General features: G+C 63.3%; 21 protein-coding genes. 16 read left to right on the forward strand and 5 right to left on the reverse strand.

Annotation, left to right across the window (positions count from 1 at the left end; translation table 11 throughout):
• Positions 1-12 precede the first annotated feature (12 nt).
• Together LB558_RS06220 and LB558_RS06225 are read left to right on the forward strand one after the other, a co-directional pair.
• A complete protein-coding gene (locus LB558_RS06220) occupies positions 13-846 on the forward strand; it encodes an ABC transporter permease (RefSeq protein WP_224696698.1) in 834 nt (277 codons plus the stop codon).
• Entirely contained in the window at positions 846-1,649 is an 804-nt protein-coding gene (locus LB558_RS06225) for an ABC transporter permease (protein ID WP_224696699.1), read from the forward strand. The genes LB558_RS06220 and LB558_RS06225 overlap by 1 nt, the downstream gene beginning before the upstream one ends.
• On the opposite strand, the gene LB558_RS06230 is transcribed toward LB558_RS06225, so the two are convergent.
• Positions 1,646-2,434: a 2-keto-4-pentenoate hydratase gene (locus LB558_RS06230; RefSeq protein ID WP_224696700.1), complete on the reverse strand. Its 789-nt coding sequence runs from the start codon at positions 2,432-2,434 to the stop codon at positions 1,646-1,648. The two genes, LB558_RS06225 and LB558_RS06230, sit on opposite strands and share 4 nt — an antisense overlap.
• A gap of 281 nt (positions 2,435-2,715) precedes the next feature.
• Between LB558_RS06230 and LB558_RS06235 the strand changes: the two genes are divergently transcribed.
• The 13 genes from LB558_RS06235 (at position 2,716) to LB558_RS06295 (ending at position 18,050) form a co-directional block, all read left to right on the forward strand.
• On the forward strand, positions 2,716-3,123 hold the full coding sequence (locus LB558_RS06235) for a DUF3168 domain-containing protein (RefSeq protein WP_224696701.1): 408 nt from the start codon (positions 2,716-2,718) through the stop codon (positions 3,121-3,123).
• Between the two features lie 175 nt (positions 3,124-3,298).
• Positions 3,299-3,601, forward strand: a complete 303-nt coding sequence (locus tag LB558_RS06240) for a hypothetical protein (protein ID WP_224696758.1) — start codon at positions 3,299-3,301, stop codon at positions 3,599-3,601.
• A 101-nt stretch (positions 3,602-3,702) separates the two neighbouring features.
• The gene (locus tag LB558_RS06245; protein WP_127292569.1) at positions 3,703-4,368 is read left to right on the forward strand and encodes a response regulator transcription factor; all 666 of its coding nucleotides are present in this window, start codon (positions 3,703-3,705) and stop codon (positions 4,366-4,368) included.
• On the forward strand, positions 4,352-5,785 hold the full coding sequence (locus tag LB558_RS06250; protein WP_318011610.1) for an ATP-binding protein: 1,434 nt from the start codon (positions 4,352-4,354) through the stop codon (positions 5,783-5,785). Before LB558_RS06245 ends, LB558_RS06250 begins: the two co-directional genes overlap by 17 nt.
• 184 nt (positions 5,786-5,969) lie before the next feature.
• Complete coding sequence (locus LB558_RS06255; protein ID WP_224696702.1) at positions 5,970-6,407, forward strand: hypothetical protein; 438 nt, start codon at positions 5,970-5,972, stop codon at positions 6,405-6,407.
• A 93-nt stretch (positions 6,408-6,500) separates the two neighbouring features.
• Positions 6,501-7,640, forward strand: a complete 1,140-nt coding sequence (gene ccmI / locus LB558_RS06260; protein WP_224696703.1) for a c-type cytochrome biogenesis protein CcmI — start codon at positions 6,501-6,503, stop codon at positions 7,638-7,640.
• Between the two features lie 7 nt (positions 7,641-7,647).
• On the forward strand, positions 7,648-8,091 hold the full coding sequence (gene ccmE, locus LB558_RS06265; RefSeq protein ID WP_224696704.1) for a cytochrome c maturation protein CcmE: 444 nt from the start codon (positions 7,648-7,650) through the stop codon (positions 8,089-8,091).
• Between the two features lie 32 nt (positions 8,092-8,123).
• Positions 8,124-10,115 carry a heme lyase CcmF/NrfE family subunit gene (locus LB558_RS06270; RefSeq protein ID WP_224696705.1) on the forward strand — a complete coding sequence of 664 codons (1,992 nt, stop codon included), beginning with the start codon at positions 8,124-8,126 and terminating at the stop codon, positions 10,113-10,115.
• Positions 10,112-10,576, forward strand: coding sequence for a cytochrome c-type biogenesis protein (locus tag LB558_RS06275; protein ID WP_127257305.1), 465 nt, complete (start codon positions 10,112-10,114; stop codon positions 10,574-10,576). Before LB558_RS06270 ends, LB558_RS06275 begins: the two co-directional genes overlap by 4 nt.
• Positions 10,577-10,917: 341 nt before the next feature.
• Complete coding sequence (locus tag LB558_RS06280) at positions 10,918-12,471, forward strand: Do family serine endopeptidase (protein WP_224696706.1); 1,554 nt, start codon at positions 10,918-10,920, stop codon at positions 12,469-12,471.
• Positions 12,472-12,820: 349 nt separating this feature from the next.
• Entirely contained in the window at positions 12,821-13,495 is a 675-nt protein-coding gene (locus LB558_RS06285) for a response regulator transcription factor (RefSeq protein WP_023812818.1), read from the forward strand.
• A 131-nt stretch (positions 13,496-13,626) separates the two neighbouring features.
• Positions 13,627-15,102: a sensor histidine kinase gene (locus LB558_RS06290; RefSeq protein WP_224696707.1), complete on the forward strand. Its 1,476-nt coding sequence runs from the start codon at positions 13,627-13,629 to the stop codon at positions 15,100-15,102.
• Positions 15,102-18,050 (forward strand): bifunctional [glutamine synthetase] adenylyltransferase/[glutamine synthetase]-adenylyl-L-tyrosine phosphorylase, encoded by a 2,949-nt coding sequence (locus tag LB558_RS06295; RefSeq protein ID WP_224696708.1) that lies wholly within the window; start codon positions 15,102-15,104, stop codon positions 18,048-18,050. The genes LB558_RS06290 and LB558_RS06295 overlap by 1 nt, the downstream gene beginning before the upstream one ends.
• Positions 18,051-18,108: 58 nt before the next feature.
• Here the strand turns inward: LB558_RS06295 and LB558_RS06300 are convergent, their stop codons facing one another.
• From LB558_RS06300 to pepN, 4 genes are all read right to left on the reverse strand, one after another.
• Complete coding sequence (locus tag LB558_RS06300; protein WP_224696709.1) at positions 18,109-18,546, reverse strand: type II toxin-antitoxin system PemK/MazF family toxin; 438 nt, start codon at positions 18,544-18,546, stop codon at positions 18,109-18,111.
• Positions 18,543-18,854: a type II toxin-antitoxin system prevent-host-death family antitoxin gene (locus tag LB558_RS06305; RefSeq protein ID WP_224696710.1), complete on the reverse strand. Its 312-nt coding sequence runs from the start codon at positions 18,852-18,854 to the stop codon at positions 18,543-18,545. Before LB558_RS06305 ends, LB558_RS06300 begins: the two co-directional genes overlap by 4 nt.
• A 55-nt stretch (positions 18,855-18,909) precedes the next feature.
• Positions 18,910-21,231: a PAS domain-containing sensor histidine kinase gene (locus LB558_RS06310; RefSeq protein WP_224696711.1), complete on the reverse strand. Its 2,322-nt coding sequence runs from the start codon at positions 21,229-21,231 to the stop codon at positions 18,910-18,912.
• 173 nt (positions 21,232-21,404) lie between these two features.
• Positions 21,405-24,050 carry an aminopeptidase N gene (gene pepN / locus LB558_RS06315; protein WP_224696712.1) on the reverse strand — a complete coding sequence of 882 codons (2,646 nt, stop codon included), beginning with the start codon at positions 24,048-24,050 and terminating at the stop codon, positions 21,405-21,407.
• A gap of 156 nt (positions 24,051-24,206) precedes the next feature.
• On the opposite strand from pepN, the gene LB558_RS06320 reads away from it, so the two are divergent.
• A complete protein-coding gene (locus LB558_RS06320) occupies positions 24,207-26,513 on the forward strand; it encodes a xanthine dehydrogenase family protein molybdopterin-binding subunit (RefSeq protein ID WP_224696713.1) in 2,307 nt (768 codons plus the stop codon).
• Positions 26,514-26,573: the final 60 nt, after the last annotated feature.

Raw genomic sequence — 26,573 nt, forward strand, 5'->3', positions numbered from 1 at the left:
GGTCGGGTCGAAATGAGATCCTATCTCTCCGACAGGATGGGCGCGGCGCTGTTGGTGGCGCCGCTGCTCCTGTTTCTTGTCCTGGCCTATGCCTGGCCGTTCCTCGGCGTCGTCAAATGGAGCTTTACGCTGCCGACGCCGGGGCTCGGCCAGTACAACGCTCTGATCACCGACGATCTGGTGCAATCGGTCTTCATTCGCACGCTGCGCATCGCCGCGGTCGTCACCGTGGTTTCGGTGGCCGCTGCCTACGCCATCACCGTCGTCTGGGTGCGTGGAACCCCGGCACAGCGCCTGATCGCCGAGTTCTGCATTCTCGTTCCCTTCTGGATTTCCGTGCTGACCCGTGCCTTCGGCTGGGTGGCGTTGTTGTCCAACCGCGGCCTGATCAACACCTGGCTGCAGGCGATCGGCTTCATTTCCGAACCGTTGGCGCTGGTGCGCAACGAATTCGGCGTCATCGTCGGCATGACGCATTTCCTCATTCCCTTCGCCGTCTTCCCGCTGGCATCGGCCATGCGCAGCCTCGACGACCGCGTGCTCTTGGCCGCGCGCGGGCTCGGCTCCAGCCGCATGCGCACCTTCTGGACGGTGTTCGTGCCGATGACGCGCTCCGGCATCATCGGCGCGGCGATGATCGTGTTCGTCTTCTCGCTCGGCTTCTTCGTCACGCCAGCGATCCTCGGCGGCGGCCGCAGCGTCATGATCGCCGAGCTGATCTATCTCAGGATCTTCCAGAGCCCGGACTGGGGCCTGGGGGCGGCGATCAGCGTCGTGCTGGTGCTGTTTGTCGGCGCGCTGATGGCGCTTTTGTTCCGTTATGTCAGACCAAAGCAGTTGATCTGATGCCGACCTACCGCCCCGGTCCTGTCTCGCTGATCATCGCCGCCTTCGTGGCGCTCTTCCTGCTGATGCCATTGCTCGCGGTCATCCCGGTGTCGCTGACGCCGAGCCGCATGCTGGCTATGCCATCAGGCGAATTGTCACTGCGCCACTACCGGGCGCTGGTCGAGGACCCGCGCTGGCTCCAATCGATCCTGCTCTCGATCCGTATCGGTGTCGTCAGCAGCGCCTTTTCAACCGTGCTCGCACTGTGTTTCAGCCTCGGCGTGTGGATGTTCCAGCCGCGCTTCACCGCGGCCCTTGTCGGCTTCGTGCTGCTGCCGATGGTCGTGCCGCCGGTGGTCTCGGCGATCACGCTCTACTTCCTTTTGACCTCGATCTCGGGCTTCAGCGCGTTCTTCGGCTACGACACCTGGCTGGGCGTCGCCATGGCCCATTCGGTGATGACCGTCCCTTTCGCCACCGTGCTGATGCTGGTCTCGCTCAGCCAGCTCGACCGCCGCATCGACCTTGCCGCCCGGGGCTTAGGAGCCACTGTGTGGGAGCGCGCCACCCGCATCATCATGCCCAACATCAAGTTCGGCATCGTCACCGCCGCACTTCTCTCCTTCGTCCTGTCCTGGGAAGAAATCGGCGTCACTTTGTTCATCACCTCGGTCAACGCCATCACGCTGCCCAGGCTGATGTGGATGGGCCTGCGCGACAACATCGACCCGGCGATCGCCGCGCTCTCGGTGATCCTGATCATCATAACCGTTCTGGTGCTGGCGGTGCGCAGTTTCGTGGCCAGGCAGCGCGGAGCCTAGACAAACCGAACCGAGACGCGGCCAAACCTGCCTAGATCGCCGGTGACTTCGTCGCCGGCTTCGACGCCTATCGGCGTCACGCAGGTTCCCGTAATCACCACCTGTCCTGGCTGGAGTGCTATGCCCAGCCCCGATAGTTCATTGACAATCCAGGTAAGCGCGATGCGAGGATCGCCCAATACGGCTGCTCCCGATCCGCTGTGTTGCGACCCTCCGGACACGGACGCGGCCACCGGGTGCTTTGCAAGATCCACGTCGCGCCAGTCGTCTTCTGCCGCCTCGCCGATGACAAACAGATTGGCGCAGGCATTGTCCGCAATGAGCTGCGGCGCCCCGACGGCGCAGAAATCGTCATACCGTGAGTCCGGAATTTCGATCGCCGGGTGCAAGGTCGCCACGGCTTCCATCACCTCGGCGATTTCATAGGGTGCCGGACGAGGCGGCAGCTCGCGGCCGAAGCGGAAAGCGAACTCGATCTCGGCCACGCGCATCTTGCTCGTCGCCAGGGAAACGGTCCCGCCGACCTCCACCGCTTTCTCGGCCAGGAGACGTCCGGCCATCGGGCCGTCGACGTTGATGTGCCTTTGTCCGGCCAGACTGGTCGCGGCAATCTTCCAGCCGAAAAGTGGGGCCGCCGAGCGATCCATGACATGCGACTGGATGGCGTAGCCTTCGAGCCGTGTTTGTGGGCGCAACTCCTCGGGTATGGCGTCGAGACGGGTGCCCTTGTCCCAGTGGCTTACCAACAACCGCGACGCAGCCCTGGTCTTTTCTGCATCGAGCATCATCAGCTTCCGAAATTGCTTCGTGGATCAAAAACGGCAAGGAACATTGCGTCATGCGACGCTGTACGGAGCGAGAATATGTAACCAGGAATCGAGAGTCCATGTTCACGGCGCGGTGCCCGCCGACGATGGTGTTGGCAAAGTCGCCCCTTCGAGATCATCGGCATCCATCATTCCGGTGACGAATCGCCATCGCCTCCGCGCGTCGAATGGCTATATCTGTCAGAACATGCAGCATGCGGACAGGCTTCCGAAAAGCGCAGGAACCGGAGGAAAAGACGATGACCGCGCCAGGCGATTTACAGCAGGCACTGTTTCTCAGGCTGAAAAGCGATGCATCGCTGTCGGCCTTGCTGGGCGGCGCCGGATTGCTCGAACGGCCAACCGACAATGCCGCTTTTCCGTACGTGACCTGGGGCCATACCTCCGCTTTTAACTGGGATACGGGCACCGAGAACACCGACGATCAGTTGATTACGCTGCATGTCTGGTCGAAAGCCCATGGCGATGCCGAAACGCTTGCCATCATGGCCGCCATCCAGGCGCGCCTTGCCGACGCAGCATTGGTGATTGGCCCGCGCGGCCAGACACGACTGTCGCTGGAATTTGCCGAAGCTCGCCACGACGAGGATCTGCTCGTGCATCACGGGCTGCTGCGTTTTCGCGCGATAACGCAGGAAAATGCCTGATGCGCTTTCAATATGGTCAAAACGGAGTCTAGACTGGACTTTCGCGGGATTTCACCTGTTCGAGGCGGTGAAATTCCAGGTTGACTGTCTCGTGTTGCAGGGGTGTGGCGAGGATGTTTCCAGCGGCGTTCACCGTTCATTTCACGTTCAGCACCGATGCGTTACAACGCCGGTCATGAAAACGCTTCGCTCCCACTTCCGAACCGCGAAACTGGCGCTTTGTGCTGCCGGGCTGTTCGCGTCGCAGGCGATGGCGATGCCGGTCATCGCGCCGCCCGAGCTGGCCAGTCCGATCGTACTGGCGGCGTCCGATTGCTACGCCATCGGCCAGCAGGTGGCCGAGCAGAATGGCGGAACGCTGGCCAAAGCCTCGCAATCGACGCGCGGCGGTCAGCCTGTCTGTGTCATCGTCGTGCTCGTTCCGGGCAAGGACGGACAACGTCCGCGCCGTTCCGAAATCGTCGTTCCGCTGAACTGATCCAATCAACCTTAGGCTACGTTTCCCAGGCCGCCGGAATCGGCCTATATCTGCCCCGGTCTTCAATCTGACAAAGCTCTTCAACAGGTATCGAACTCCGCATGCGCGTACTCGTCGTCGAAGATGACAAGGATCTCAATCGGCAGATATCGGATGCGCTGGTCGACGCCGGCTATGTCGTCGACCGCGCCTTCGACGGCGAGGAAGGCCATTTCCTCGGCGACACCGAGCCCTACGACGCCGTCGTGCTCGATATCGGCCTGCCGCAGATGGACGGCATCAGTGTGGTCGAGCGCTGGCGACGCGGCGGCCGCAAGATGCCGGTGCTGATCCTGACGGCGCGCGACCGCTGGAGCGACAAGGTCTCCGGCATCGATGCAGGCGCCGATGACTACGTCACCAAGCCGTTCCACATCGAGGAGGTGCTGGCAAGGTTGCGGGCTTTGATCCGGCGCGCTGCCGGCCATGCCTCGTCCGAACTGACCTGCGGGCCGCTGCGCCTCGACACCAAGGCCTCCAAGGCCGATGTCGGCGGCATGCCGCTGAAACTGACGTCGCACGAATTTCGCCTGCTTGCCTATCTGATGCACCATATGGGCGAGGTCGTCTCGCGGACCGAATTGGTCGAGCATCTCTACGATCAGGATTTCGACCGCGATTCCAACACCATTGAGGTGTTTGTCGGGCGGCTGCGCAAGAAGATGGGCATCGACATGATCGAAACCGTGCGCGGCATGGGCTACCGCATGCGTGAGCCGGAGGCGTAACTCGGAACCGCTCAAACCAACCGCAAGGACGCCGCTTTCGCTGCGTTTGTGGCCGCGTTCGCTGACGTTCCGCGTCATCGCCTTTTCCACGGTCTGGGCGATCGTGACGCTCGTTGTCATCTTCACCTTGATCACCACGCTCTACCGCCAGGCCAGCGAGCGCGGCTTCGACAGCCTGCTTTCGGCGCATCTGTTCAACCTCATCGGTTCGATCGGCATCTCCGACAGCGGTGCGCTGACTGGTGCGCCAGATCTCGGCGACCTTCGGTTCTCGGAGCCGAATTCAGGCTGGTACTGGTCGGTCGAGCCCGCTTCGGAGGGCGTGCATGGCGATCTCCACTCGTCGTCGATGACCACGACGATCCCGTCACCGAGCGTTGCCGAGGTGCCGTTCAACGCCAGCTTCCAGCGCAGCTACGCGGCCGAAGGCATCGACGGCGAGCAACTCGAAGTGTTCGAGAGCGAATTCGTTCTCGACGCCAAGAACCGGGCCGCGCGTTTCCGCGTCATGGGCAACCAGAGCGAGCTAGAACAGGAAATTGCTACCTTTCAGCGCCGGCTTCTGACCTATCTCAGCCTGTTCGGCGTCGGCATGATCGCCATCAACGCGATCGCCATCCTGCTCGGCCTGCAGCCGCTGCGCCGGGTCAGGAATGCGCTCGCCATGGTGCGCGAAGGCACCGCCCAGAGGCTCGACGGCCGCTTCCCGGCCGAGATCGAACCGCTTGCCAACGAAACCAATGCGTTGATCGAAAACAACAGGCGCATCGTCGAGCGGTCTCGAACCCAGGTCGGCAATCTCGCCCATTCGCTGAAGACGCCGCTGGCGGTACTGCTCAACGAGGGCCGGGCGCTTGGCGGCGCCAAAGGACAGCTGATTGCCGAACAGGCCGCTTCCATGCAGAAGCAGGTCGAGCACTATCTCCAGCGCGCCCGTGTCGCGGCGCAACGCGACAGCGTCGTCTACCGCACGCCGGTGACGCCGCTGGTGCAGCGCATGGTGCGGGTTCTGCAGAAGCTCAATCCGCAGACAAATCTGTCGCTGTCGCTGCCGGCGGCCGAGATCGTCTTCGCCGGCGAGCGCGAGGACCTTGAGGAACTGCTGGGCAATCTCCTTGAAAACGCGCTGAAATGGGCAAAGAGCGCGGTGCAGGTCTCGGTCGTGCCCTTGACCGGCAAGGACGACCCGGCCGGCCTGTTCGAGATCGGCATAGAGGATGACGGTCCGGGTATTCCCGAGGACAAGGCGCGCGAGGCGCTGAAGCGCGGACGGCGTCTGGACGAGACAAAGCCCGGAACAGGTCTGGGCCTGGCCATTGTCGCAGACCTCGTCAACGAGTATGGAGGCGTTCTGGCGCTCGAACGGTCCGGTATGGGCGGATTGAAGGCGGTGGTGCGATTGCGGAGCCTTCAGTGATGTTGACCGGAGCCAATCGACATAGAGGGACGGGAGATGTTATTGGCGGCATGTCCATTGGTCCCGCAGCGGCCGGCGGCCAAATTTCCGACAAATATCAATACTATGGCCACGCCGACTTCTCGATGACGCGGCCCCCGGCGCATCCATGGCAGGCTCCAACTCAAGAAAACCGGTTGTTGGCATGAAGATTCGCGTCGCTCTTGTTTCCGCATTGCTGGCTGTTTCCGGCTGCACCACCTTGAGCGGCAAGGGTCCAACCGTGGCTGCGACACCGGCCTCGACACCTCCTTCCAGCGGCAAGGTGACCACGACGATCATTTCGGCGATGGGCGGCGGCCTCATCAGCGGGGCGATCGGCAACGGTCTCAGCGAGACCGAGAAGCGCAGCGCGCTCGAGGCTGAGTACAAAGCGCTGGAATACACGACCAGCGGCCAGAAGGTGACGTGGAAGGGCTCCCAGGCTTCGCGCTACGGCGAGGTGGTTCCGGCCCAGCCCTATCGCGTCGGTTCGCAGGACTGCCGCCAGTACACGCAGACGGTGTTTTCCGGCGGCGCCGGAGTCACGGCGCGCGGAACCGCTTGCCGCAACGCCGATGGCAGCTGGACGCCGCTGACCTGACGACCGTCTGCCGATGGTTGGCGGCTGGCGTCGTCAAAGCGTCGCAGCATGCATCTGTTGGCACGGCAGAGCTCTGCCGTTATTGGAAGAACCATGCTGTTCTGGGTCATAGCCGCCATTCTCACGCTGGGTGCAAGCCTGGCGGTGCTGTTGCCGCTGGCCGCCAGCGTGAAGGGCGCGTCTTCCAGCGGCGAACATGATCTCGAAGTCTATCGCGACCAGTTGTCCGAGCTCGACCGCGACGCCGCGCGTGGCTTGATCCAGCCGGCAGAAGCCGCCGAGGCCCGCGCCGAGATCGCTCGCCGCATCCTTCGCCTTGACAATGCGCGTACCGTCGGCGGCGCAACCGCGGGCCGCGCGTCGGCCACCGCAAGGCTGGTGGCAACCGTAGCCGTGCTGGCGGTGCCGCTGGTCAGCTGGGGGCTCTATGTCAAGCTTGGCTCTCCCGACCTGCCGTCGCAACCGCTCAGCGAGCGGTTGGCCAAGAATCCCGCCGACAGTTCGGTCGACGAGCTTGTGGCGCGGGCCGAAGCCCACCTGGCCGCCAATCCTGCCGACGGCAGGGGCTGGGACGTGCTCGCACCGGTCTATCTGCGCATGCAGCGCTTTTCCGACGCGGCGGGAGCCTATCGCAACGCCATTCGGCTCGATGGCGACAGCGCCGTTCGCCAGGCCGGTCTCGGCGAGGCGATCGCCAGCGCGGCAGGCGGCATTGTCTCGGCCGATGCCCAGGATGCTTTCGAGGCAGCCTTGAAGCTCGATCCGGCCAATGCGAAGGCGAGTTTCTACCTGGCCATGGCGTTGGCGCAGGAGGGGCGCGCCAAGGAAGCGACCACGGCATGGCAGGCGATGCTGGGCAGATTGCCGCCGGACTCGCCATGGCGCGGTGCCGTCGAGCAGGCGCTCGCTAAATCCGGAAGCTCCGACGTCGCTTCCGGAGGCGCCACCAACGGTCCCGATGCCGGCGATGTCGACGCCGCATCCTCGATGTCGCCGCAGGATCGGGAGATCATGATCAATACGATGGTCGCCGGCCTCGACGACAAACTGCGGCAAAATCCGCGCGACCCGGAAGGATGGATGCGGCTCGTTCGTTCCTATGTCGTGCTCGGCAAGGCCGATCAGGCGCGTGAGGCGCTCGGTCGCGCCATTGCCGTCTTTGGAGCCGACAGTGACCAGGCAAAGAAATTCACCGCCTTTGCCGCTTCGCTTGGGCTTGCGGCGACGGAGTAGAACAGACATGACGCGCAAGCAGAAACGATTGTCGGTGATCGCGGGCGGGCTGGTCTTCCTGGGTGCCGCGACCGGGCTGACTTTCTACGCGCTTGGCCAGAAGGCCTCCTATTTCTATATGCCGGCCGATCTCACCACCGCCAGTGTCCAGCCTGGCCAGCGCATCCGGTTGGGTGGATTGGTCGAAAAAGGCACGATCCAGCGCGGGCAGGGGGCCACGGTCGCCTTTTCCGTGACCGACACGCACAAATCGGTCAAGGTCACCTACACCGGCATCCTGCCCGACCTGTTCCGCGAGGAGCAGGGCGTCATCACCGAGGGTACTTTCGGCCCGGACGGGGTTTTTGTTGCAGATAGCGTGCTGGCCAAGCATGATGAGCGCTACATGCCCAAGGAGGTTGCGGACGGCCTCAAGGCCAAGGGCGTCTGGCAGGAGAGCAAGCGTGAATAGCTCCGGCAGGAGAGCGACAGTGGATCACGGGCATGGTTGAAACCGGACATTTCGCCCTCGTCCTGGCGTTTGCGCTTTCGCTGGTGCAGACGGTCGTGCCGCTGTTCGGCGCGCGCCTGAACAACCAGCGCCTCATGGCCGTCGGCGGTCCGGTCGCCGTGACCGGCTTTGCCTTGACGGCGCTGTCTTTCGCAGCACTGGCGAGTGCCTATGCAAGCTCCGATTTCTCGGTGGCAAGCGTGTGGGAAAACTCGCATTCCTTGCAGCCGTTGATCTACAAGATCACCGGAACCTGGGGCAATCATGAAGGCTCGATGCTGCTCTGGGTGCTTATCCTGACCTTTTTCGGCGCCCTTGTCGCAGCTTTCGGCTCCAACCTGCCGGCGACGCTGCGCGCCAATGTGCTTGCGGTGCAAGGCGCCATCGGCGCCGCCTTCTTCCTGTTCATCCTGGCCACGTCCAATCCGTTCATCCGGCTCAACCCGGCGCCCATCGAAGGCCGCGATCTCAACCCGATCCTGCAGGATCTCGGCCTCGCCATCCACCCGCCGTTCCTCTATCTCGGCTATGTCGGCTTCTCGATCTGCTTTTCCTTCTCGGTCGCCGCCCTCATCGAAGGCCGCATCGACGCGTCCTGGGCGCGCTGGGTGCGGCCGTGGACGCTGGTCGCCTGGATGTTCCTGACCGGCGGCATCGCCATGGGATCGTACTGGGCCTACTATGAACTTGGCTGGGGCGGTTTCTGGTTCTGGGATCCGGTCGAGAACGCGTCCTTCATGCCATGGCTGGCGGGCACCGCGCTGCTCCATTCGGCCATCGTCATGGAAAAGCGCTCGGCGCTGAAGATCTGGACGCTGCTGCTCGCCATTCTGACCTTTTCGCTGTCGCTGCTCGGCACCTTCCTCGTGCGTTCAGGCGTGCTGACCTCTGTGCACGCCTTTGCCACCGATCCGACGCGGGGCGTGTTTATCCTGTGCATCCTGACGCTGTTTATCGGCGGCTCGCTGGCGCTGTTTGCGCTGCGTGCTTCCCGATTGACGACCGGCGGCCTGTTCCACCCGATTTCCCGAGAAGGGGCGCTCGTCCTCAACAATCTGTTCCTGACGACGGCGACGGCGACCGTCCTCGTCGGCACACTCTATCCGCTCGCCGTCGAAGCCTTTTCAGCCGACAAGATCTCGGTCGGCGCGCCGTTCTTCAATCTCACCTTCGGACCGCTGATGGTGCCGTTGCTGCTCGTGGTTCCGTTCGGGCCGTTGCTGGCCTGGAAGCGCGGCGATGTCTTCGCCGTCGCGCAGCGCCTGATGGTGGCCTTTGCAGCGGCGCTGCTGGCGACGCTGGTCACCGCTCTGTTCATCGACGGCGCCTCGGTGTTCGCAGCCCTTGGCGTAGGCCTTGCCGTCTGGCTGATCCTTGGCGCGCTCACCGATCTTGCCGTCAAATCCGGCTTTCGGACCGTCGCAGCAGGGATCATGGTCCGGCGCTTGCTCGGCTTGCCGCGCTCGGTCTTCGGCACCGCCTTCGCTCATCTCGGTCTCGGCCTGACCACGCTCGGCATCGTCGGCACACTTTGCTTCGGCACCGAGAAGATCCTGTCGATGCATGCCGGTGAGACCGTAGAACTGTCCGGCCATACGCTGCGTTTCGTCGGGCTTTATCCGGCCCAGGGACCGAATTACAGCGAGGATCGCGGCCGCTTCGAGCTGATCGGCGTCAGCGGCAGTCCGGTCGGCGAAATCAGCTCCGCCAAGCGGTTCTATCCGGTGCGGCAGATGACGACGACGGAATCCGGCATCAGGACGATCGGTTTCTCGCAGCTCTACATCTCGCTCGGCGACGAGGGCAAGGACGGTTCCGTCGTCGTCCGTCTGTGGTGGAAGCCGCTGGTGACGTTGATCTGGGGCGGCGGCCTGATGATGATGGCGGGCGCGGCGATGTCGCTGATGGACCGGCGCCTGCGCGTCGGCGCGCCGTCGCGGCGGCGCAAGCAGGCGAGCGCGGTGCCATCCGCGACCCTGCCATGAACGCACGGCTGTCGCTGGCCTCCATTATCCTGCTGCTGGCGCTGTTTTTTGCCGGCACGGCCTTGGCGGTGAAGCCTGACGAGATGCTGCCTGATCCAGCGCTTGAGGCGCGGGCTCGGGCGCTGTCGGAAGGCTTGCGCTGCATGGTCTGCCAGAACCAGTCGATCGACGAATCCGATGCCGACCTTGCTCGCGACCTGCGCGTCCTTGTGCGCCAGCGCCTCGTCGCCGGCGACACCGACCAGCAGGTGATGGATTACGTGGTGTCGCGTTACGGCGAGTTCGTGCTGCTGAAGCCGCGTTTCGACCTGCGCAATGCGTTGCTGTGGGGCACGCCGGTCCTGCTGTTGCTGGTGGGAGGCGTTTTCATCGTGCTGACCGCGAGGTCGCGCCGCTCGACGGCAACCAATGCGCTGACCACTGAGGAACAGGCGGCGCTGGACAAGATACTAGGCAATTAGCTCGGCCATTCCTCCGAGGGCCAGTCCCGCGACGTGACGCGATCGGGCGCAACTCATAGGCAATGATGTAGGGCAGGCGGCCGATGAACTTCCCATAGGTGCCTGTTATTCGGCCTGGCCGTCGCCAAGGCCCTGCTTGCCGTCATTTATGAAAGCCTTGTGCTGAGTTGTGTACAAGATAGCACATCGGACATCGCAGCCAGGGAGTTTGTGCGTCCGCTGCCCCCCAAACATTACCAAAGTTTCATGCGTCGGAAATGGCGCTGTAATGTGTGCCGCTCTAATTCTCTTTTCCTGAGGATGCCGATCAAGCAGCGTCCGTTTGAAAGAGGATAGAATCCATGAACATTGCCCCCAATTCATATTCCGTCACCCGCAAGCGTCTCCTGGCTGCCGTCGCATCTGTCGCTGTGGCCGGTGCGATCGGCGTCGGCGCGCTGACCAGCGGAACCAGCCCTGTTCTGGCCGATGCCGTGCGCGTCGAGGCGCCGCAGGTACCTGGCTTCGCCGATGTCGTCGAGCGCGTTTCTCCCGCTGTTGTCAGCGTCAAGGTCAAGGCCAAGATCAGCCCGGCCGCCGATGACGGCTCCGACCCGTCCGACGACCAGGATGGCATGAACAACCTGCCCAACAATCCGCAGCTGCGCCGCTTCTTCAAGGAATTCCGTGGCTTTGGTGACCAGGACGGCCAGGGTGGCGGCAACAGGCGCTTCAGCCACCGCGACCGCAACAACGACCAGCCGCGGCCGGTTGCCCAGGGATCGGGCTTCTTCATCTCGGATGACGGCTATCTCGTCACCAACAACCACGTCGTTTCGGAAGGCTCGGCCTTCACCGTAGTGATGAATGACGGCAAGGAACTCGACGCCAAGCTGATCGGCACCGACCCGCGCACCGATCTCGCCGTGCTCAAGGTCGACGGCGTCGGCAAGTTTACCTATGTCGACTTCGCCGATGACTCCAAGGTTCGCGTCGGCGACTGGGTGGTGGCCGTCGGCAATCCGTTCGGCCTTGGTGGCACCGTCACCGCCGGCATCGTCTCCGCCCGCGGCCGCGACATCGGCGCTGGCCCTTATGACGACTTCATCCAGATCGACGCATCGGTCAACCGCGGCAATTCGGGCGGCCCGACCTTCAACCTCAACGGCCAGGTCGTCGGCATCAACACCGCGATCTTCTCGCCGTCCGGCGGCAGCGTCGGCATCGCATTCGACATTCCCGCTTCGACCGCCAAGCAGGTCGTTCAGGACCTGATGAAGAGCGGTTCCGTGCAGCGCGGCTGGCTCGGTGTCGAAATCCAGCCTGTCACCTCCGACATCGCTGAGTCGCTTGGTCTGAAGTCCAATAACGGCGCACTGGTTTCCAGCGCCCAGGACGATGGTCCCGGCAAGAAGGCGGGCATCACGGCCGGTGACGTGATCACCCAGGTCGACGGCAAGGACGTCGCTTCGCCGAAGGAACTGGCACGGTTGATCGGCGCTTACTCGCCTGGCAAGTCGGTTGATGTCACCGTGTGGCGCGACGGCAAGAGCCAGACGGTCAAGGTCGATCTCGGCAAACTGCCCTTGAGCGACAAGCAGGCCTCTGTCGACCAGTCGCAGCCTGCCGCCCCGGCAAAGCCCGACACGCTGGCCGATCTCGGCCTGACCGTCACCAAGTCCGAAAACGGCAAGGGACTGGTGGTGACCGACGTCGATCCCGACAGCGATGCCGCCGATCGCGGCATCCAGCCGGGCGACGTCATCACATCGGTCAATTCGACCGAAGTGAACGGCACCGACGACGTCACCAAGGCGATGACCGAAGCGGTCAAATCCGGCCGCAAGGCAGTGCTGATGCAGATCACCCGCGACGACACCAATCGTTTCGTCGCGCTGCCCGTCGCCAAGGGCTGAGGTCGGCACCGGAGCGTTCTCGGCCCTTCCTAGGTGGGTGAGGGCGTTCCGGCGGCAAGTTGGACTTTTCCAGTACGCCGGTTTCAACACCCCGAACCGCCGTACGGGAAAGCATGGAGGAGCGCGCGTTAGTCAGTCATCGCGTCTTCCCCCGGCGGCAGCGGGCTTCCCATCGCCCGCTGCCGCACACTTTCAAAAGCGCTTCAGCGATCCGATGCCAACGACATCGGCGGCGAGCAGCTTTATCGCGCACTGCTTCGAGCGATCTTGATCGCGATGCGCTTTGGCAAAGGCCACAATGCAGATGTCTGCCACTCAACCTTCCGGCGAAATCGCGTATAACAGCCCTATGAAGATTCTCGTCATAGAAGACGATCGCGAGGCTGCGGATTACTTGCAGAAAGCCTTTGCCGAGGCCGGTCACACCGCGCATGTCGCCGGTGACGGCGAAACCGGCTTTGCGCTCGCCGACGCCGGCGACTACGACGTGATGGTGATCGACCGGATGATGCCGCGTCGCGACGGCCTGTCGGTCATTGCCGGTCTCCGGTCCAGGGGCAACACGACGCCGGTGCTGATCCTGTCGGCGCTCGGCGAGGTCGATGACCGGGTCACGGGTCTGCGCGCCGGCGGCGACGATTACCTGACAAAGCCCTATGCCTTCTCCGAGCTTCTGGCCCGCGTCGAGGTGCTGAACCGGCGCGCCAGTGCCAAGGAAGCGGAAACCGTCTACCGCGTCGGCGATCTCGAACTCGACAGGCTGTCGCATTCGGTCCGCCGTGCGTCACGCGAGATAACGCTGCAGCCGCGTGAATTCCGCTTGCTCGAATATCTGATGCGGCATGCCGGCCAGGTGGTGACGCGCACAATGCTGCTGGAAAATGTCTGGGACTACCATTTCGATCCGCAGACCAATGTCATCGACGTCCATGTCTCCCGGCTGCGCGGCAAGATCGAGAAGGGCTTCGACAAGCCCATCCTGCATACGGTTCGCGGCGCCGGCTATATGCTGAAGAGCGGCTAGAGTATGATCCCGAAAAGTGGGAACCGGTTTTCTCGGACAAACGGGTTCCGTTTGTCCAGAGATCATGATCCAACAAAGAGATGGGTCAGAATGACGTTTCAACCAGACGCCATGCTGATCTAGGCGGCAGCATGGCTCTTTCCGTGCCAGCCATCATGAAGACGACGGCAGCGCGGCTTTCGGCGCTCTACTTCCTGCTCTTCGCGCTCTGCGCGGTGGCGCTCGTCTTCTACATGACCTCGCTGTCGGCGCGCATGCTGACCGCGCAGACCCAGGACACCATCAATGACGAGGTGCTCGGCCTCGCCCGCGCCTATCAACGCGGCGGCCTGCCGGTGTTGGTCCGTGTGGTCGAGGCGCGCTCGCGCCAGCCCGGCGCCAACCTCTATCTGATCGCCGACGCCAACGGCCAGATTCTGACCGGCAATGTGCAGAGCCTGGAACCGGGCGTTCTCGAAACCGAAGGTTGGACCAGCAGCCCTTTCTCCTACCAGCGCTTTGGCGAGGGAGAACTCGAGCGTCTGCGCAATCTGCCCGCCGAGCAGGGCAGTGCCCCATCCGAGCAGAACGATGCGCAGGCGCAGGGCGAAAAGGGTCACAACGCCATTGCGCTGGTGCTGCGGCTGCCGAACCAGATGATCATGCTGGTCGGCCGCGACCTCGGCGAGCCGGAACGGTTTCGTGCGGTCATCCGCCGTGCGCTGATGCTGGCGCTCGGCATGATGGGGCTGGGCGGATTGCTGATCTGGTTCTTTGTCGGCCGCGCCGCGCTGAAGCGCATCGACAGCGTGTCGGAAGCCAGCCGTCGCATCATGGGCGGCGATCTGTCGGGCAGGCTGCCGGTGACGGGGGTTGGCGACGAGTTCGACCGGCTCTCCGAAAATCTCAATGCCATGCTGGCCAGGATCGCCACGCTCAACGACGGCTTGAAGCAGGCTTCCGACAACATCGCGCATGATCTGAAGACGCCGCTGACCCGGTTGCGCAACCGGGCCGAAGCGACGCTTTCGGGCAAGCAAAAGCCCACCGACTACCGGCAGGCGCTGGAAGGCACCATTGCCGAGTCGGACCAACTGATAAAAACCTTTACCGCCATCCTGATGATTTCCCGGCTGGAGGCCGGCTACTCCTCGGAGAACACCAACCGCGTCGATCTGGCGGAGGCCGTGCGCGATGTCGTTGAACTCTACGAGCCGGTGGCGGAAGAGGCAGGTGTGTCGCTGGAAGCAGACGTGCGCGAGGCAGTGTCCGTCAACGGCAACCGCGAACTGATCGGCCAGGCGCTGTCGAACATCGTCGACAACGCCATCAAATATTCGACCGGCGCCACCGCCCAGCCGGCGGTGCGCGTCACGCTTGAGCGAGCCGGTGCGGACGTCCGCCTGTCGGTTGCCGACAATGGCCACGGCATATCAGACGATGGTGACCGCGCGCGTGCGACTGAACGCTTCGTGCGGCTGGAGAAGAGCCGTTCGCAGCCAGGTTCCGGTCTTGGCCTCAGCCTCGCCAAAGCGGTCATGACATTCCACAATGGCCGGCTTGAACTCTTGCCTGGCAATCCTGGATTATCCGTGGTCATGAGTTTCCCAGCACGGGAGGGTCACTGATGAGCACGGCTGCGAGGGCGAAAGATTGGCTGCTGAAGCCGGCTGCCAGGCTTGCCCCGCTCGACAAAGACCGTGCGCGGCTGGAACTGGCTGAGATCGCTTCCGCCGCACGTGAAGAAGGGTTGACGCGGCTGGCCAAGTTCATGGCCGGCAAAGGGGAGGGCCAGGATTTCCTCGCCGCCGTCTTCGATCTGTCGCCATTCCTGCGCGATATGGCACGTCGCCGTCCGCAAATCCTGGATGGGCTGTTCGACCAGCCCGTCGAGGCTCGGCTGAAAGCGATCGGCGCCGCCATCGACCAGGCGCATTTGGCAGAGACCCTTTCGGAATCCGGCCTGATAATGGAGTTGCGCCAGTGGAAGGCGGAGGCGCATTTCCTGATCGCGCTGGCCGATCTTGCCGGCGAGGCCGAAACGGCGCTGACGGTGCGGCGGTTGAGCGACCTCGCCGACGCCTGCACCCGTGCGGCCGTCGACTTCCTGCTGCGCGACGCGGATAGCCAGGGCAAACTCAAACTGCCGGACATCGGCAATCCGTCGAAACAGTCGGGCTGGATCCTGCTCGGCATGGGCAAGCTCGGCGCGCATGAGCTGAATTTCTCCTCGGACATCGATCTGGTGGTTTTCTTCGATCCGGAAGCACCAGCGGTCGTCGACCCGCTCGACGGCACCGAATTGTTTTCGCGCCTGACGCGCCGCCTGGTGCGCATCCTGCAGGACCGCACCGAGCATGGATATGTCTTCCGCACGGATCTGAGGCTGCGCCCCGACCCCGGTTCGACACCGCTGGCGATCCCGGTTGAGGCTGCACTGCGCTACTATGAGGCGCGCGGCCAGAACTGGGAGCGCGCCGCCATGATCAAGGCACGTCCGGTGGCCGGCGATCTGGCTGCGGGCGCTGCCTTCCTCAAGGAACTCCAGCCCTATATCTGGCGCAAATACATGGACTACGCGGCGATTGCCGACGTCCATTCGATCAAGCGCCAGATCCATGCCCACAAGGGCCATGGCGAAATCGCGGTCAAGGGCCACAACGTCAAGCTCGGCCGCGGCGGCATTCGCGAGATCGAGTTCTTCGTCCAGACCCAGCAGCTCATCGCCGGCGGACGCTTCCCTGAATTGCGTGGCCGCGAGACCGTGCCGATGCTCGGCCAGCTCGCCGCACGGGGCTGGATCACCGCTGAGGCGCGCGACGCGCTGGCCCGCCAGTATTGGTTCCTGCGCCGCGTCGAACATGCCGTGCAGATGGTTGCCGACGAGCAGACGCACACGCTGCCGGAGGATGATGAAGGCTTGGAGCGCATCGCCCGCATGCTCGCCTTTGCCGATGCCTCTGCCTTTTCCCAAGCGTTCCGCGCCTCGCTGCAGCAGGTCGAACGCCACTACGCGGCACTGTTCGAAACAGCCCCCGAACTTTCGACAGGCATCGGCAATCTCGTCTTCACCGGCGATGTCGACGATCCCGATACGCTGCAGACCTTGCACGGCCTCGGCTTTCAGCGGCCAAGCGACATCTGCCGCGTCATCCGAGGCTGGCATTTCGGCCGCTATCGTGTCACGCAGTCGGCGGAGGCACGCGAGCGGCTGACGGAATTGACGCCGGCGCTGCTGCGCTCCTTCGGCCAGACGCGCCGGGCCGACGAAGCGCTGATGCGCTTCGACGAGTTTCTCGCCGGCCTGCCGGCCGGCATCCAGCTGTTTTCCCTGCTGCAGTCCAATCCCGCCCTGCTGAAGCTCATGGCGACGATCATGGGTGCCGCGCCCCGGCTGGCGGCGATCATCACCCGCCGGCCGCATGTCTTCGATGGTCTGCTCGACCCGGCCTTGCTGACGGAGCTACCGGACCGCGCCTATCTGTCGGCGCGGCTTTCCGCTTTTGTCGAGGGTGACCGGCTCTATGAAGACGTGCTCGACCGGCTGCGCATCTTTGCCTCCGAGCACAAATTCCTGATCGGCGTCCGGCTGCTCGCCGGCTCGATCGATCCGGCGCGCGCCGGCCGCGCCTTTTCCGATCTGGCGGATCTCACCATCGAGGCTGCGTTGCAGGCGGTGACGGCCGAGTTCGCGGCGCGCCACGGCACCATTGCCGGCGGCGTGGTTTCGCTGCTCGGCATGGGCAAGCTCGGCAGCCGCGAGCTGACCGCCGGATCGGATGTCGACCTGATCCTGCTCTACGACCACGCGCCGGATGCCGAAGAGTCCGATGGCGACAAGCCGCTGGCGCCTTCGCATTACTACACCCGCATGACGCAGCGGCTGATCGCGGCCGTGTCGGCGCCGACGGCGGAGGGCGTGCTCTACGAACTCGACCTGCGCCTGCGGCCATCCGGCAACAAGGGTCCTGTGGCCACCCATATCGATGCCTTCAAGAAATACCAGCGCCAGGAGGCCTGGACCTGGGAGCACATGGCGCTGGCCCGCGCCCGCGCCATTGCCGGCGATGCCAGCCTGTGCGGCGAGGTTGAAGCGGAAGTGGCGGCGGTGCTGGACCAGCCGCGCGATACGGCAAAAGTGAAAGCCGAGTCCGCGGACATGCGGACCATGATCGAGAAGGAAAAGCCGCCGCGCGACCTGTGGGACATCAAGCTGATCCCCGGCGGCCTGATCGATCTCGAATTCATCGCCCAGGTGGCTGTCATCACCGGGCAGGTGGGGGCCGGGCCGCGTGTTACCGGCACGGCCGAGATCCTGTCGCGCCTCGCACCGGGCTTCGCCGATGCCGGGATCAGGCAAGAGCTTGGCGACGCCTACGCACTCTATCTGGCGCTGACCCAGATGACGCGGCTGTGCCTCACCGGAGCCTTTGAGCGTGACGATGTTCCGCCGGGGCTTTCGGATCTGCTTCTGGCGGTGACCGACCTGCCGGATTTCGGTGTGCTGGAAGCACACCTCAAGGAGACATCGCAGAAGGTCAGGAAGGACTTCGACCTTTTGCTTCGTGCGGGATGACGGTGAAGCGATCGTCCGTTGGAATCGAAGACGTTCGTGGTCTTCCAGTCTCATGCAGCTACTCTGTTCGCCGAATCTGCTGGAGCGCTCGGCTTGCGTGAGACTGCAAAATCCGGTCGCGCAGATAGGCATAGAAACGCGGCGGCAGCATGCCATAGTCGAACCGGGACGGTTTGCTCCCCGCTACGGGCCTGAGATCGGGACCCGGCCAGAGGAAATCATTGGTTTCGGTGACGACAACCCATGATGGCGCGTCATCGAGACCGAGATGGGCTTTGAGTGACGCAGGTATTTCTACTGCATCGGCAGGATCAGCCGGTGGCGAGTGTGTGACCGGAACGACCGTTATGACTTCACGGCCCTCCACGACCCGGCGAGCGGCGACAATGGCACATGGCCGGCTTTTGCGGCCTTCCTCCGTACCTTTTTGGTGTTCTCTCACCCAAAGGTACGAATAGGAAATCATCAGACCCGGGATAGGTTTGGGCAGGCTCACGGTGTCCAGTCTTTGAGCATCGCATCGAGCCCGGCATATTCGCTCGGTACGGCGCTTTCGGCGATGGCGTTCAGCGTCTCATCGTCCAGCTCTTCCGCGTTACGGGCGACTCGTCCCTTGACTAACACCTCGAACATCGCCGCCGACAGAAGTACCGTGTGGGTCCGGCCATTCTTTGTGATTGCAACCGGCGCGCGCTGGGCCGCGTCCTGAAAGCGCCCGACATTCTGCTGAAATTCTGTTGAAGTCACTCGCATGACAATTCTCTCTTTCTTATCCAAGATAGATAAAATAGATAGTTTTGTCAAAACACTTCGCCTCGTGCTTGTGAGGAGTGATCCAGCCTGGAATGGTGATGAATATTCACGCTGCAACCTTGATCGCCGGCGCGGCCTTCTTCACCGGGATGCGCACCGACACGATCGTGCCGACACCTTCGCTCGACCGGATCTTCAGCGCGCCGCCCTGAAGCTCGGCCAGCGAACGTGAGATGGCAAGGCCAAGGCCGGACCCGGCATGGCTCTTGGAGAACTGGTTCTGCACCTGTTCGAAGGGCCGTCCGAGCTTTCCGAGCGCCTCCTTGGGGATGCCGCAGCCATTGTCCTCGATCGTCAGCACCAGCGCGCCGGATGTGTTGCGGGCCCTGACCGATATGTGGCCGCCCTGGCCGGTGAACTTCACCGCATTGGACAAGAGGTTGATGACGATCTGCTTGATCGCACGGCGATCGGCGACCAGCGTCAGCGCATCGGCAATGCGCGTTTCCACGGTGATGGCCTTTTGCGCCGCCTGCAGCGAAACGACGCGTACGGTTTCGCTGATCAGCGGGCCGAGGTCGATCTCTTCCCGGTCCAGGGAGAACTGGCCGGCCTCGATCTTGGACATGTCGAGAATATCGTTGATGACGCCCAGGAGATATTTGCCGCTACTGTTGATGTCGGTGGCATATTCCTCGTAGCGCTCCGATCCGAGCGGGCCGAACAGCCCTTGTTCCATCAGTTCGGAGAAGCCGATGATCGCGTTCAGCGGCGTGCGCAACTCATGCGACATGTTGGCCAGGAATTCGGATTTGGCCCGGTTCGCCGCTTCGGCCCGTTCGGTTTCCTTCATGTATTTGCGGTTGAGGTCGACCAGTTCGCGCGAACGCTCCTCTTCGGCCCGGCGGGCGAGGCTGAGGTCGTGGATCGTTGCCATCAGCCGTCGCTCGCTGTCGACCAGCTTCTCTTGGTGCAGCTTGATCTGGGTGATGTCGGAACCGACCGAGACGATGCCGCCGTCCCGGGTCTTCAGTTCGTTGACCTGCAGCCAGCGGCCATCGGCCAGCTGCCGCTCGAAAGTGGCGCCGCCCTGCAGGCCGCTGGTGTGGGCAAGCCGCCGTTCGGAAGCAAAGGCCAGCATGCGTTCTTCCAGCGCCGCGCGCGCGGTACCCGGCATCACGTCGCGGTCCGAAAGCCCGTTGTCCTGCTGGTATTTGGAATTGCACATGATCAGGTGCTGCGCCGAATCCCACAGCACGAAGGATTCGTTGATGTTCTCGATCGCCGTTCTGAGGCGAAGGTCGGCAGCCTCGGAACGCAGCGCCAGATGACGCTGTTCGGTGACATCGACGGCGATACCGATCAGCTGGATCTCCGGGGCTTCCGGATCGATGACCTGTGCCCGCGCGCGCATCCATACCCATTGGCCGTCGGCATGGCGCATGCGGAACACCTGGTCGATGTGATCGATCTCGCGTGCGACGATTCTGTTGGCGAGCTCGAACAGGTCGCCGTCCTCGGGATGGATGATCTGGTCGACCTCGCCGAAGGACAGCATCGTTTCGCAGGGCTTGTAGCCGAGCATGTCATACATCGAGCGCGACCAGTACATCTTGCCGCGCACCATGTCCCAGTCCCACAGGCCGCAGCGGCCGCGAACCAGGGCCATGTCGATGCGCTGATGCGCTTCGAGGTAGATGCGGTCAGCCGCCTGCGCACGTGCCGCCTGGCCGAAATAGGCATAGAGGATGACGATCAGCACACCGGCCGTCAGCACGAACAGGGTGACGTTCAGCGAAACAGTCTTGCGCCAGGCATCGAAAACCGCGTCCTGGGGCACCAGGGCCGCCGATGCGCCCTTTCCGCCATTCGCCAGGCTGACCGCTGCGTACCAATCCCGTCCGTCGATGTTAACATCCATGACGCCGGCACGATCACCGAACATGAACAAGGGCTGGCCGCCCTCGACGAGGCCGTCGAGCGAATGGCCCTGCCATGGCATGGAGCGAGGCGTCACCGCGACGATCTTGAAAGCGCTGTCGGTGATGACAAGCACATGGCTGCGGCCCATCGCGCCCTGACGGCTGGTGGTCTCCAGCAGATCCTGTATGGCGCCGGGCACTGTTTCCGAAGTGGTGGCGAGCGAACTGGCCAGCTGGCCCGCCGCCAGCGTCAGGATCGCCTTGGCATTGCGCTCGACATCGTCGCGCTCGTTCATCAGCGACAGCACGCGCAGCGCCGCGATGACGATCAGGAAGGTGATGATGAGGACGGGTATCGATCGGCGCAGCAACGGCTCGGCGGCCAGGAGCCGCCGGTAGGCCGGTTCGGCGATGAGCCGCGTATTCCCGGCAAGACCGTCGCCGCGCGTCTCGCGATGCGCAAAAACCGTCCCTCCGGGCGCGCCCCACGCGTCCGCCTTCGCCATAAATGGCACTCCCCGAATTGCCTATGCTGCTTGGTGATCCGGCAAACGCCGCACTTCCGAATCGTCAGTAAAGAATCAAAGGTGATTCGCCTTGTCCAGTGGTCCGGCCAAAAAAGATTAAAAATAGACTAAAATAACGCCGAAGCGGCCAATGCCTCTTGCCGGGCGCTCGCTTATGCCAGCGTGCGCTCGACGATATCCCGCAGATCCGCCGACAGGCTTTCGGCGCCGGCGATCGACAGCAGCGCTTCCCTGGCCTTGGCTTGCCGCAAAGGTTCGAGCGAACGCCAGGATCTGAGCGCCGTCGCCAGCCTTGCCGCCACTTGCGGGTTGCGCTTTTCAACCTCAAGCACAGTCTGAGCAAAGAACCAGTAGCCTTCGCCGTCAGCACGATGGAAGCCGGTCTGGTTGGCGCTGGAGAAGGTGCCGATCAGCGAGCGAACTCGATTCGGATTGCCCATCGAGAAGGCCGGGTGATTGGTCAGAGCCTTCACGGTGTCGACGGTTTGTGGCCCCGGAACGCTGGCCTGGATCTGGAACCATTTGTCCATGACCAGCGGGTCGGACCCATAGGTCGCCTCGAAAGCCGCCAGCGCCTCGACCGCCTCGGGCGAACCGTGGTGACGATGCGCGAGCACGGCAAGTGCTGCCGCGCGGTCGGTCATGTTGGTCGCGGACTGGAAATGCCCGGCGGCGAGGGCCGCACCGCCTGGCTGCAGCGACAGATAATCCAGCAAGGTGTTGCGCAAGGCGCGTCGTCCGGCGCTCGCCGCGTCGGGGCTGAACGCGTCTTTGTCGGCAAGGCCGCGGTAGAGGCCCGAAAAAACGTCCCGGTTCGCACTGCCGATCGCCAACGCCAGTGCCTCGCGAGCCGCATAGATGGCATCGGGGTCGATGTTCCTGCCGATGTCGCGGGCAATGTCGGCTTCGCCGGGCAGGGCCAACGCCAGCGCCCGATAGGCCGGCTCCAGCGCCTCGTCACCGGCGATGCTGCCGGCGAGGTCGATCAGCCGCGGCGCAAAGGCCGGCTGCTTGCCGCCGAGGATCTCGCGGAAGGCCGAGATCAATGCATCGGTCAGCAATGTGTTGAAGGCCTGCCAGCGCGAGAAGGCGTCGCTGTCATGGCGGGCGAGGAAGAACTGGTCGTCGGCTTTCTGCTCGACGGACAATGTCACCGGCGCCGAAAAGCCGCGGTTGAGCGACACGGCCGGGCGCTCAGTGACGCCTGAAAACCGCACCATGTGGCGCCGCTTGCGGATATGGATGACGCCGTCCTCGACGCTGGCGCCCTCGACGCCACTATACGGCACAGGCTTGCCGCCGGCGCCGATCAGGCCGAAAGCGAGCGGGATGTGCATCAGCCGCTTGCGGCTTTCGGAGGGTGTCGGCGGCACCGACTGCTCGATTTCGAGCGTGAACTCCTGCGCCGCCGGATTGTGCGTCGAACTGATCGTCAGGTTCGGCGTTCCCGCCTGATGATACCAGAGCGCGAACTGCGACAGGTCGCGGCCGGACACATCCTCGAACACCTTGATGAAATCCTCGATCGTCGCCGCGTCACCGTCGTGCCGCTCGAAATAAAGGTCCATGCCGGCGCGAAAGACGTCGGCACCGAGAATTGTGCGGATCATCCGCACCACTTCGGAGCCTTTCTCGTACACCGTCGCGGTGTAGAAATTGTTGATCTCGCGGTAGCGGCGCGGCCGCACCGGATGGGCCAGCGGGCCCTGGTCCTCGGGAAATTGGTGGGCGCGCAAGGTGCGCACTTCGGCGATGCGCTTGACCGCGCGCGAGCGCTGGTCGGCGGAGAATTCGTGGTCGCGGAAGACCGTCAGGCCTTCCTTCAGGCAGAGCTGGAACCAGTCGCGGCAAGTGATTCTGTTGCCTGTCCAATTGTGGAAATACTCATGCGCTATGATCGCCTCGATATTGGCGAAATCGGCGTCCGTCGCGGTCTCCCGGTCGGCCAGCACATATTTGTCGTTGAAGATGTTGAGGCCCTTGTTCTCCATCGCGCCCATGTTGAAGTCTGACACGGCGACGATGTTGAAGACGTCGAGATCGTATTCGCGGCCGAACGCCTCCTCGTCCCATTTCATCGACCGCTTCAGAGCATCCATCGCGTAGCCGGCCAGCTTCTCCTTGCCGGGCTCGACATAGATGCCGAGTTCGACGGTGCGGCCCGATAGCGTGACGAAACTATCTGCAAGCTGGCCGAGATTGCCGGCGACCAGCGCGAACAAATAGGATGGCTTGGGGAAAGGGTCGTGCCAACTAGCATAGTGCCAGCCGTCGCCGAGGTCGCCTCTGTCGACCGAGTTGCCGTTGGACAGGAGGAGCGGCGCTTCGTCACGCATTGCCTCTATGCGCACCGTGTAGACGGACAGGATGTCGGGACGATCGAGGAAATAGGTGATGCGGCGAAAGCCCTCGGCCTCGCATTGCGTGCAGTAGACATGGCTTGAGCGGTAGAGGCCCATCAGGGCTTCGTTGCCCGCCGGTGCCACCTCGGTCTCGATGAGCAACTGGAAGCGACGCGCCGCCGGCGGCTTGAGGATGGTCAGTTGGTCAGGCGTTGCCAGCAGATCCGCCGGTTTTACCTTCTTGTCGTCGATCTCGATGCGCTTGAGCGTCAGCCCGTCGCCGTCGAGCACCAACGGTGCCGACACGGAGACGTCGTCACGGCGCTCTATCGTGAGTACGGCGGTGACACGCGTCGCGTCTGGCGAAAGGCGGAAGGTGAGGTCGGTTTTCGGAATGAGGTAGTCGTTGGGGCGATAGTCTTCGAGTTTGAAGACCTGGCCGGTGTCCGTGCGCATTCCGTGGGTTTTCCTGTCGATTGCGTTGGCGGCGGATTGTGTCCGCTGGTCCAAGAAATTTGAAGTCCGCGCTCTTTACACGAAACGGCCCCTCGACAAAACTGAGGCAATGCCTATTTCAGGCGTTCCTTCTCCTGTCATCATCACGAGGCATCCATGACCGTCGTCACACCGAAATTCGGCATGGGCGCATCCGTGCTGCGGCGCGAGGATGCCGCCTTCATCCAGGGCCAGGGCCGCTATACCGACGACATCCAGCCGGCTGGCGTCCTGCATGGCTATGTCCTGCGCTCGCCGGTCGCCAAGGCCAGCTTCACCATCGGTTCGACCGAGGCGGCGAAGGCAGCGCCTGGCGTCCATCTGGTGCTGACCGCCAAGGACCTGGCTCATCTCGGCGATCTCAAGTCCGGCGTCATGCAGGAACAGCCGGACGGCACCAAGGCTCCGACGCGCGACATCCCGATCCTATGCCGCGACCGCGTCAACTATGTCGGCGATGCCGTTGCCTTCGTCGTCGCCGACAGCCGAGCCTTGGCGCAGGATGCCGCCGAACTGATCGACGTCGACTATGACGGCGAAGACGCGGCCTCCGGGACGGCAACGGCATTGGCCGAAGGCACGCCGCTGGTCTGGCCGGAGCTTGGTTCCAACCGCGCCTTCAGCTACCACATGGGCGACAAGAAAAAGACCGAAGCGGCTTTCGCCAAGGCCGCCCATGTCACCCGCATCGAGTTCGTCAACAACCGGCTGGTGTGCAACTACATGGAGCCGCGCTCCGCGATCGGCGAATGGAACGTCGAGGAGAAGCGCTTCGTGCTGACCACCGGGTCGCAAGGCGTGCACTCCATGCAGTATATCCTGGCCAGCGTGTTCAAGATCAAGAAAGGCCAGTTGCGCGTCATCACGCCTGATGTAGGCGGTGGTTTCGGGCCGAAGAGCTTCGTCTACCGCGAATATCCGCTGGTGCTGGAAGCGGCAAAGCGGCTGGGCCGCCCGGTGAAATGGGCCGGCGACCGCACGGAACACTTTCTGACCGACGCGCAAGGCCGCGACAATTTCGTCACGGCCGAGATGGCGCTGGACAAGGACGGCCGCTTTCTCGGTATGAAGGTGGACCTGCTCGCCAACATCGGCGCCTATATCTCGCAATACGGCCCGTTCATCCCCTATATCGGCGTCACCATGTCGACCGGTGTCTACGATATCCAGGCGCTCGACGTCTCGGTGACCGGCCTCTACACCAACACCTGCCCGGTCGATGCCTATCGCGGTGCCGGCCGACCGGAAGCAGCGTTCCTGCTGGAAAAGCTTGTAGATGCCTGCGCCCACGATCTCGGCCTGCCTGTCGAGGAGATACGCCGCCGTAACTTCATCCGGCCGGAGCAATTTCCCTACCGGACGCAAACCGGCCGCCTCTATGACACAGGTGAATTCGAAGGCCATATGGAGCGCGCCATTGAGCAATCCGAATGGAAAGCGTTTCCTGAGCGGCTGGCGCAATCGAAGGCCAGCGGAAAAATCCGCGGCCTCGGCATGGCGACTTATATCGAGGCCTGTGCCTTTCCGGGCTCCGAACCGGCCTTCGTCGAACTCAATGGCGATGGCACGGTGACGCTGAAGATCGGCACCCAGACCAACGGACAAGGGCACGCCACCGCCTATGCGCAGTTCCTGTCGGAAAAGCTCAATCTCGACATCGACAAGATCCATGTCCGCCAGGGCGATACCGATGAATTGAAGGCCGGCGGCGGCACCGGCGGTTCGCGCTCCATTCCGCTGGGGGGTGTATCGGCTTCCCGCGCGGGCGAGGATCTGGCCAACAAGATCAAGCGCATCGCAGCCGACGAACTGGAGGCTTCTGCCGGCGACATCGAATTGTCCGACGGCGTTGCCCGCATCGTCGGCACCGATCGCTCGATTGATTTTTCCTCCATCGCCAAGGCCGCCAAGACATCAGACGATCTCAAGGGCTTTGGCGAGTTCGTGCAGGACGAATGCACCTATCCCAACGGCACCCACATCTGCGAGGTCGAGATCGATCCCGACACCGGCGCGACCGAGATCGTCCGCTACACCATCGTCGACGATTTCGGCGTCACCGTGAACCCGATCCTGCTCGCCGGCCAGGTGCATGGCGGCGTCGTGCAAGGTGTCGGCCAGGCATTGACCGAGGACACCATCTATGGCGAGGACGGACAGCTTTTGACGGCGAGTTTCATGGATTACGCCATGCCGCGCGCCGACAATTTCCCGTTCTTCCATTTCGAGACCCGCAACGTGCCTTCGACCACCAATGCGCTCGGCATCAAGGGCGCGGGCGAGGCTGGCACCATCGGCTCGACCCCGGCGGCACTCAATGCGGTGACCGACGCGCTCTGGCGCGCTTATGGCGTCAAACACATCGACATGCCGGCAACGCCGGCGCGTATCTGGGCGACGATCCGGGAAGCGTCGGGAGCGTGACAGCAGGCCCCGGCAGCCCCTCGGCCACAGCCAGCGATGATGCCGGCCGGCACGACACGC

This window comes from Mesorhizobium sp. CO1-1-8, assembly GCF_020164875.1.
Lineage (GTDB): Bacteria > Pseudomonadota > Alphaproteobacteria > Rhizobiales > Rhizobiaceae > Mesorhizobium.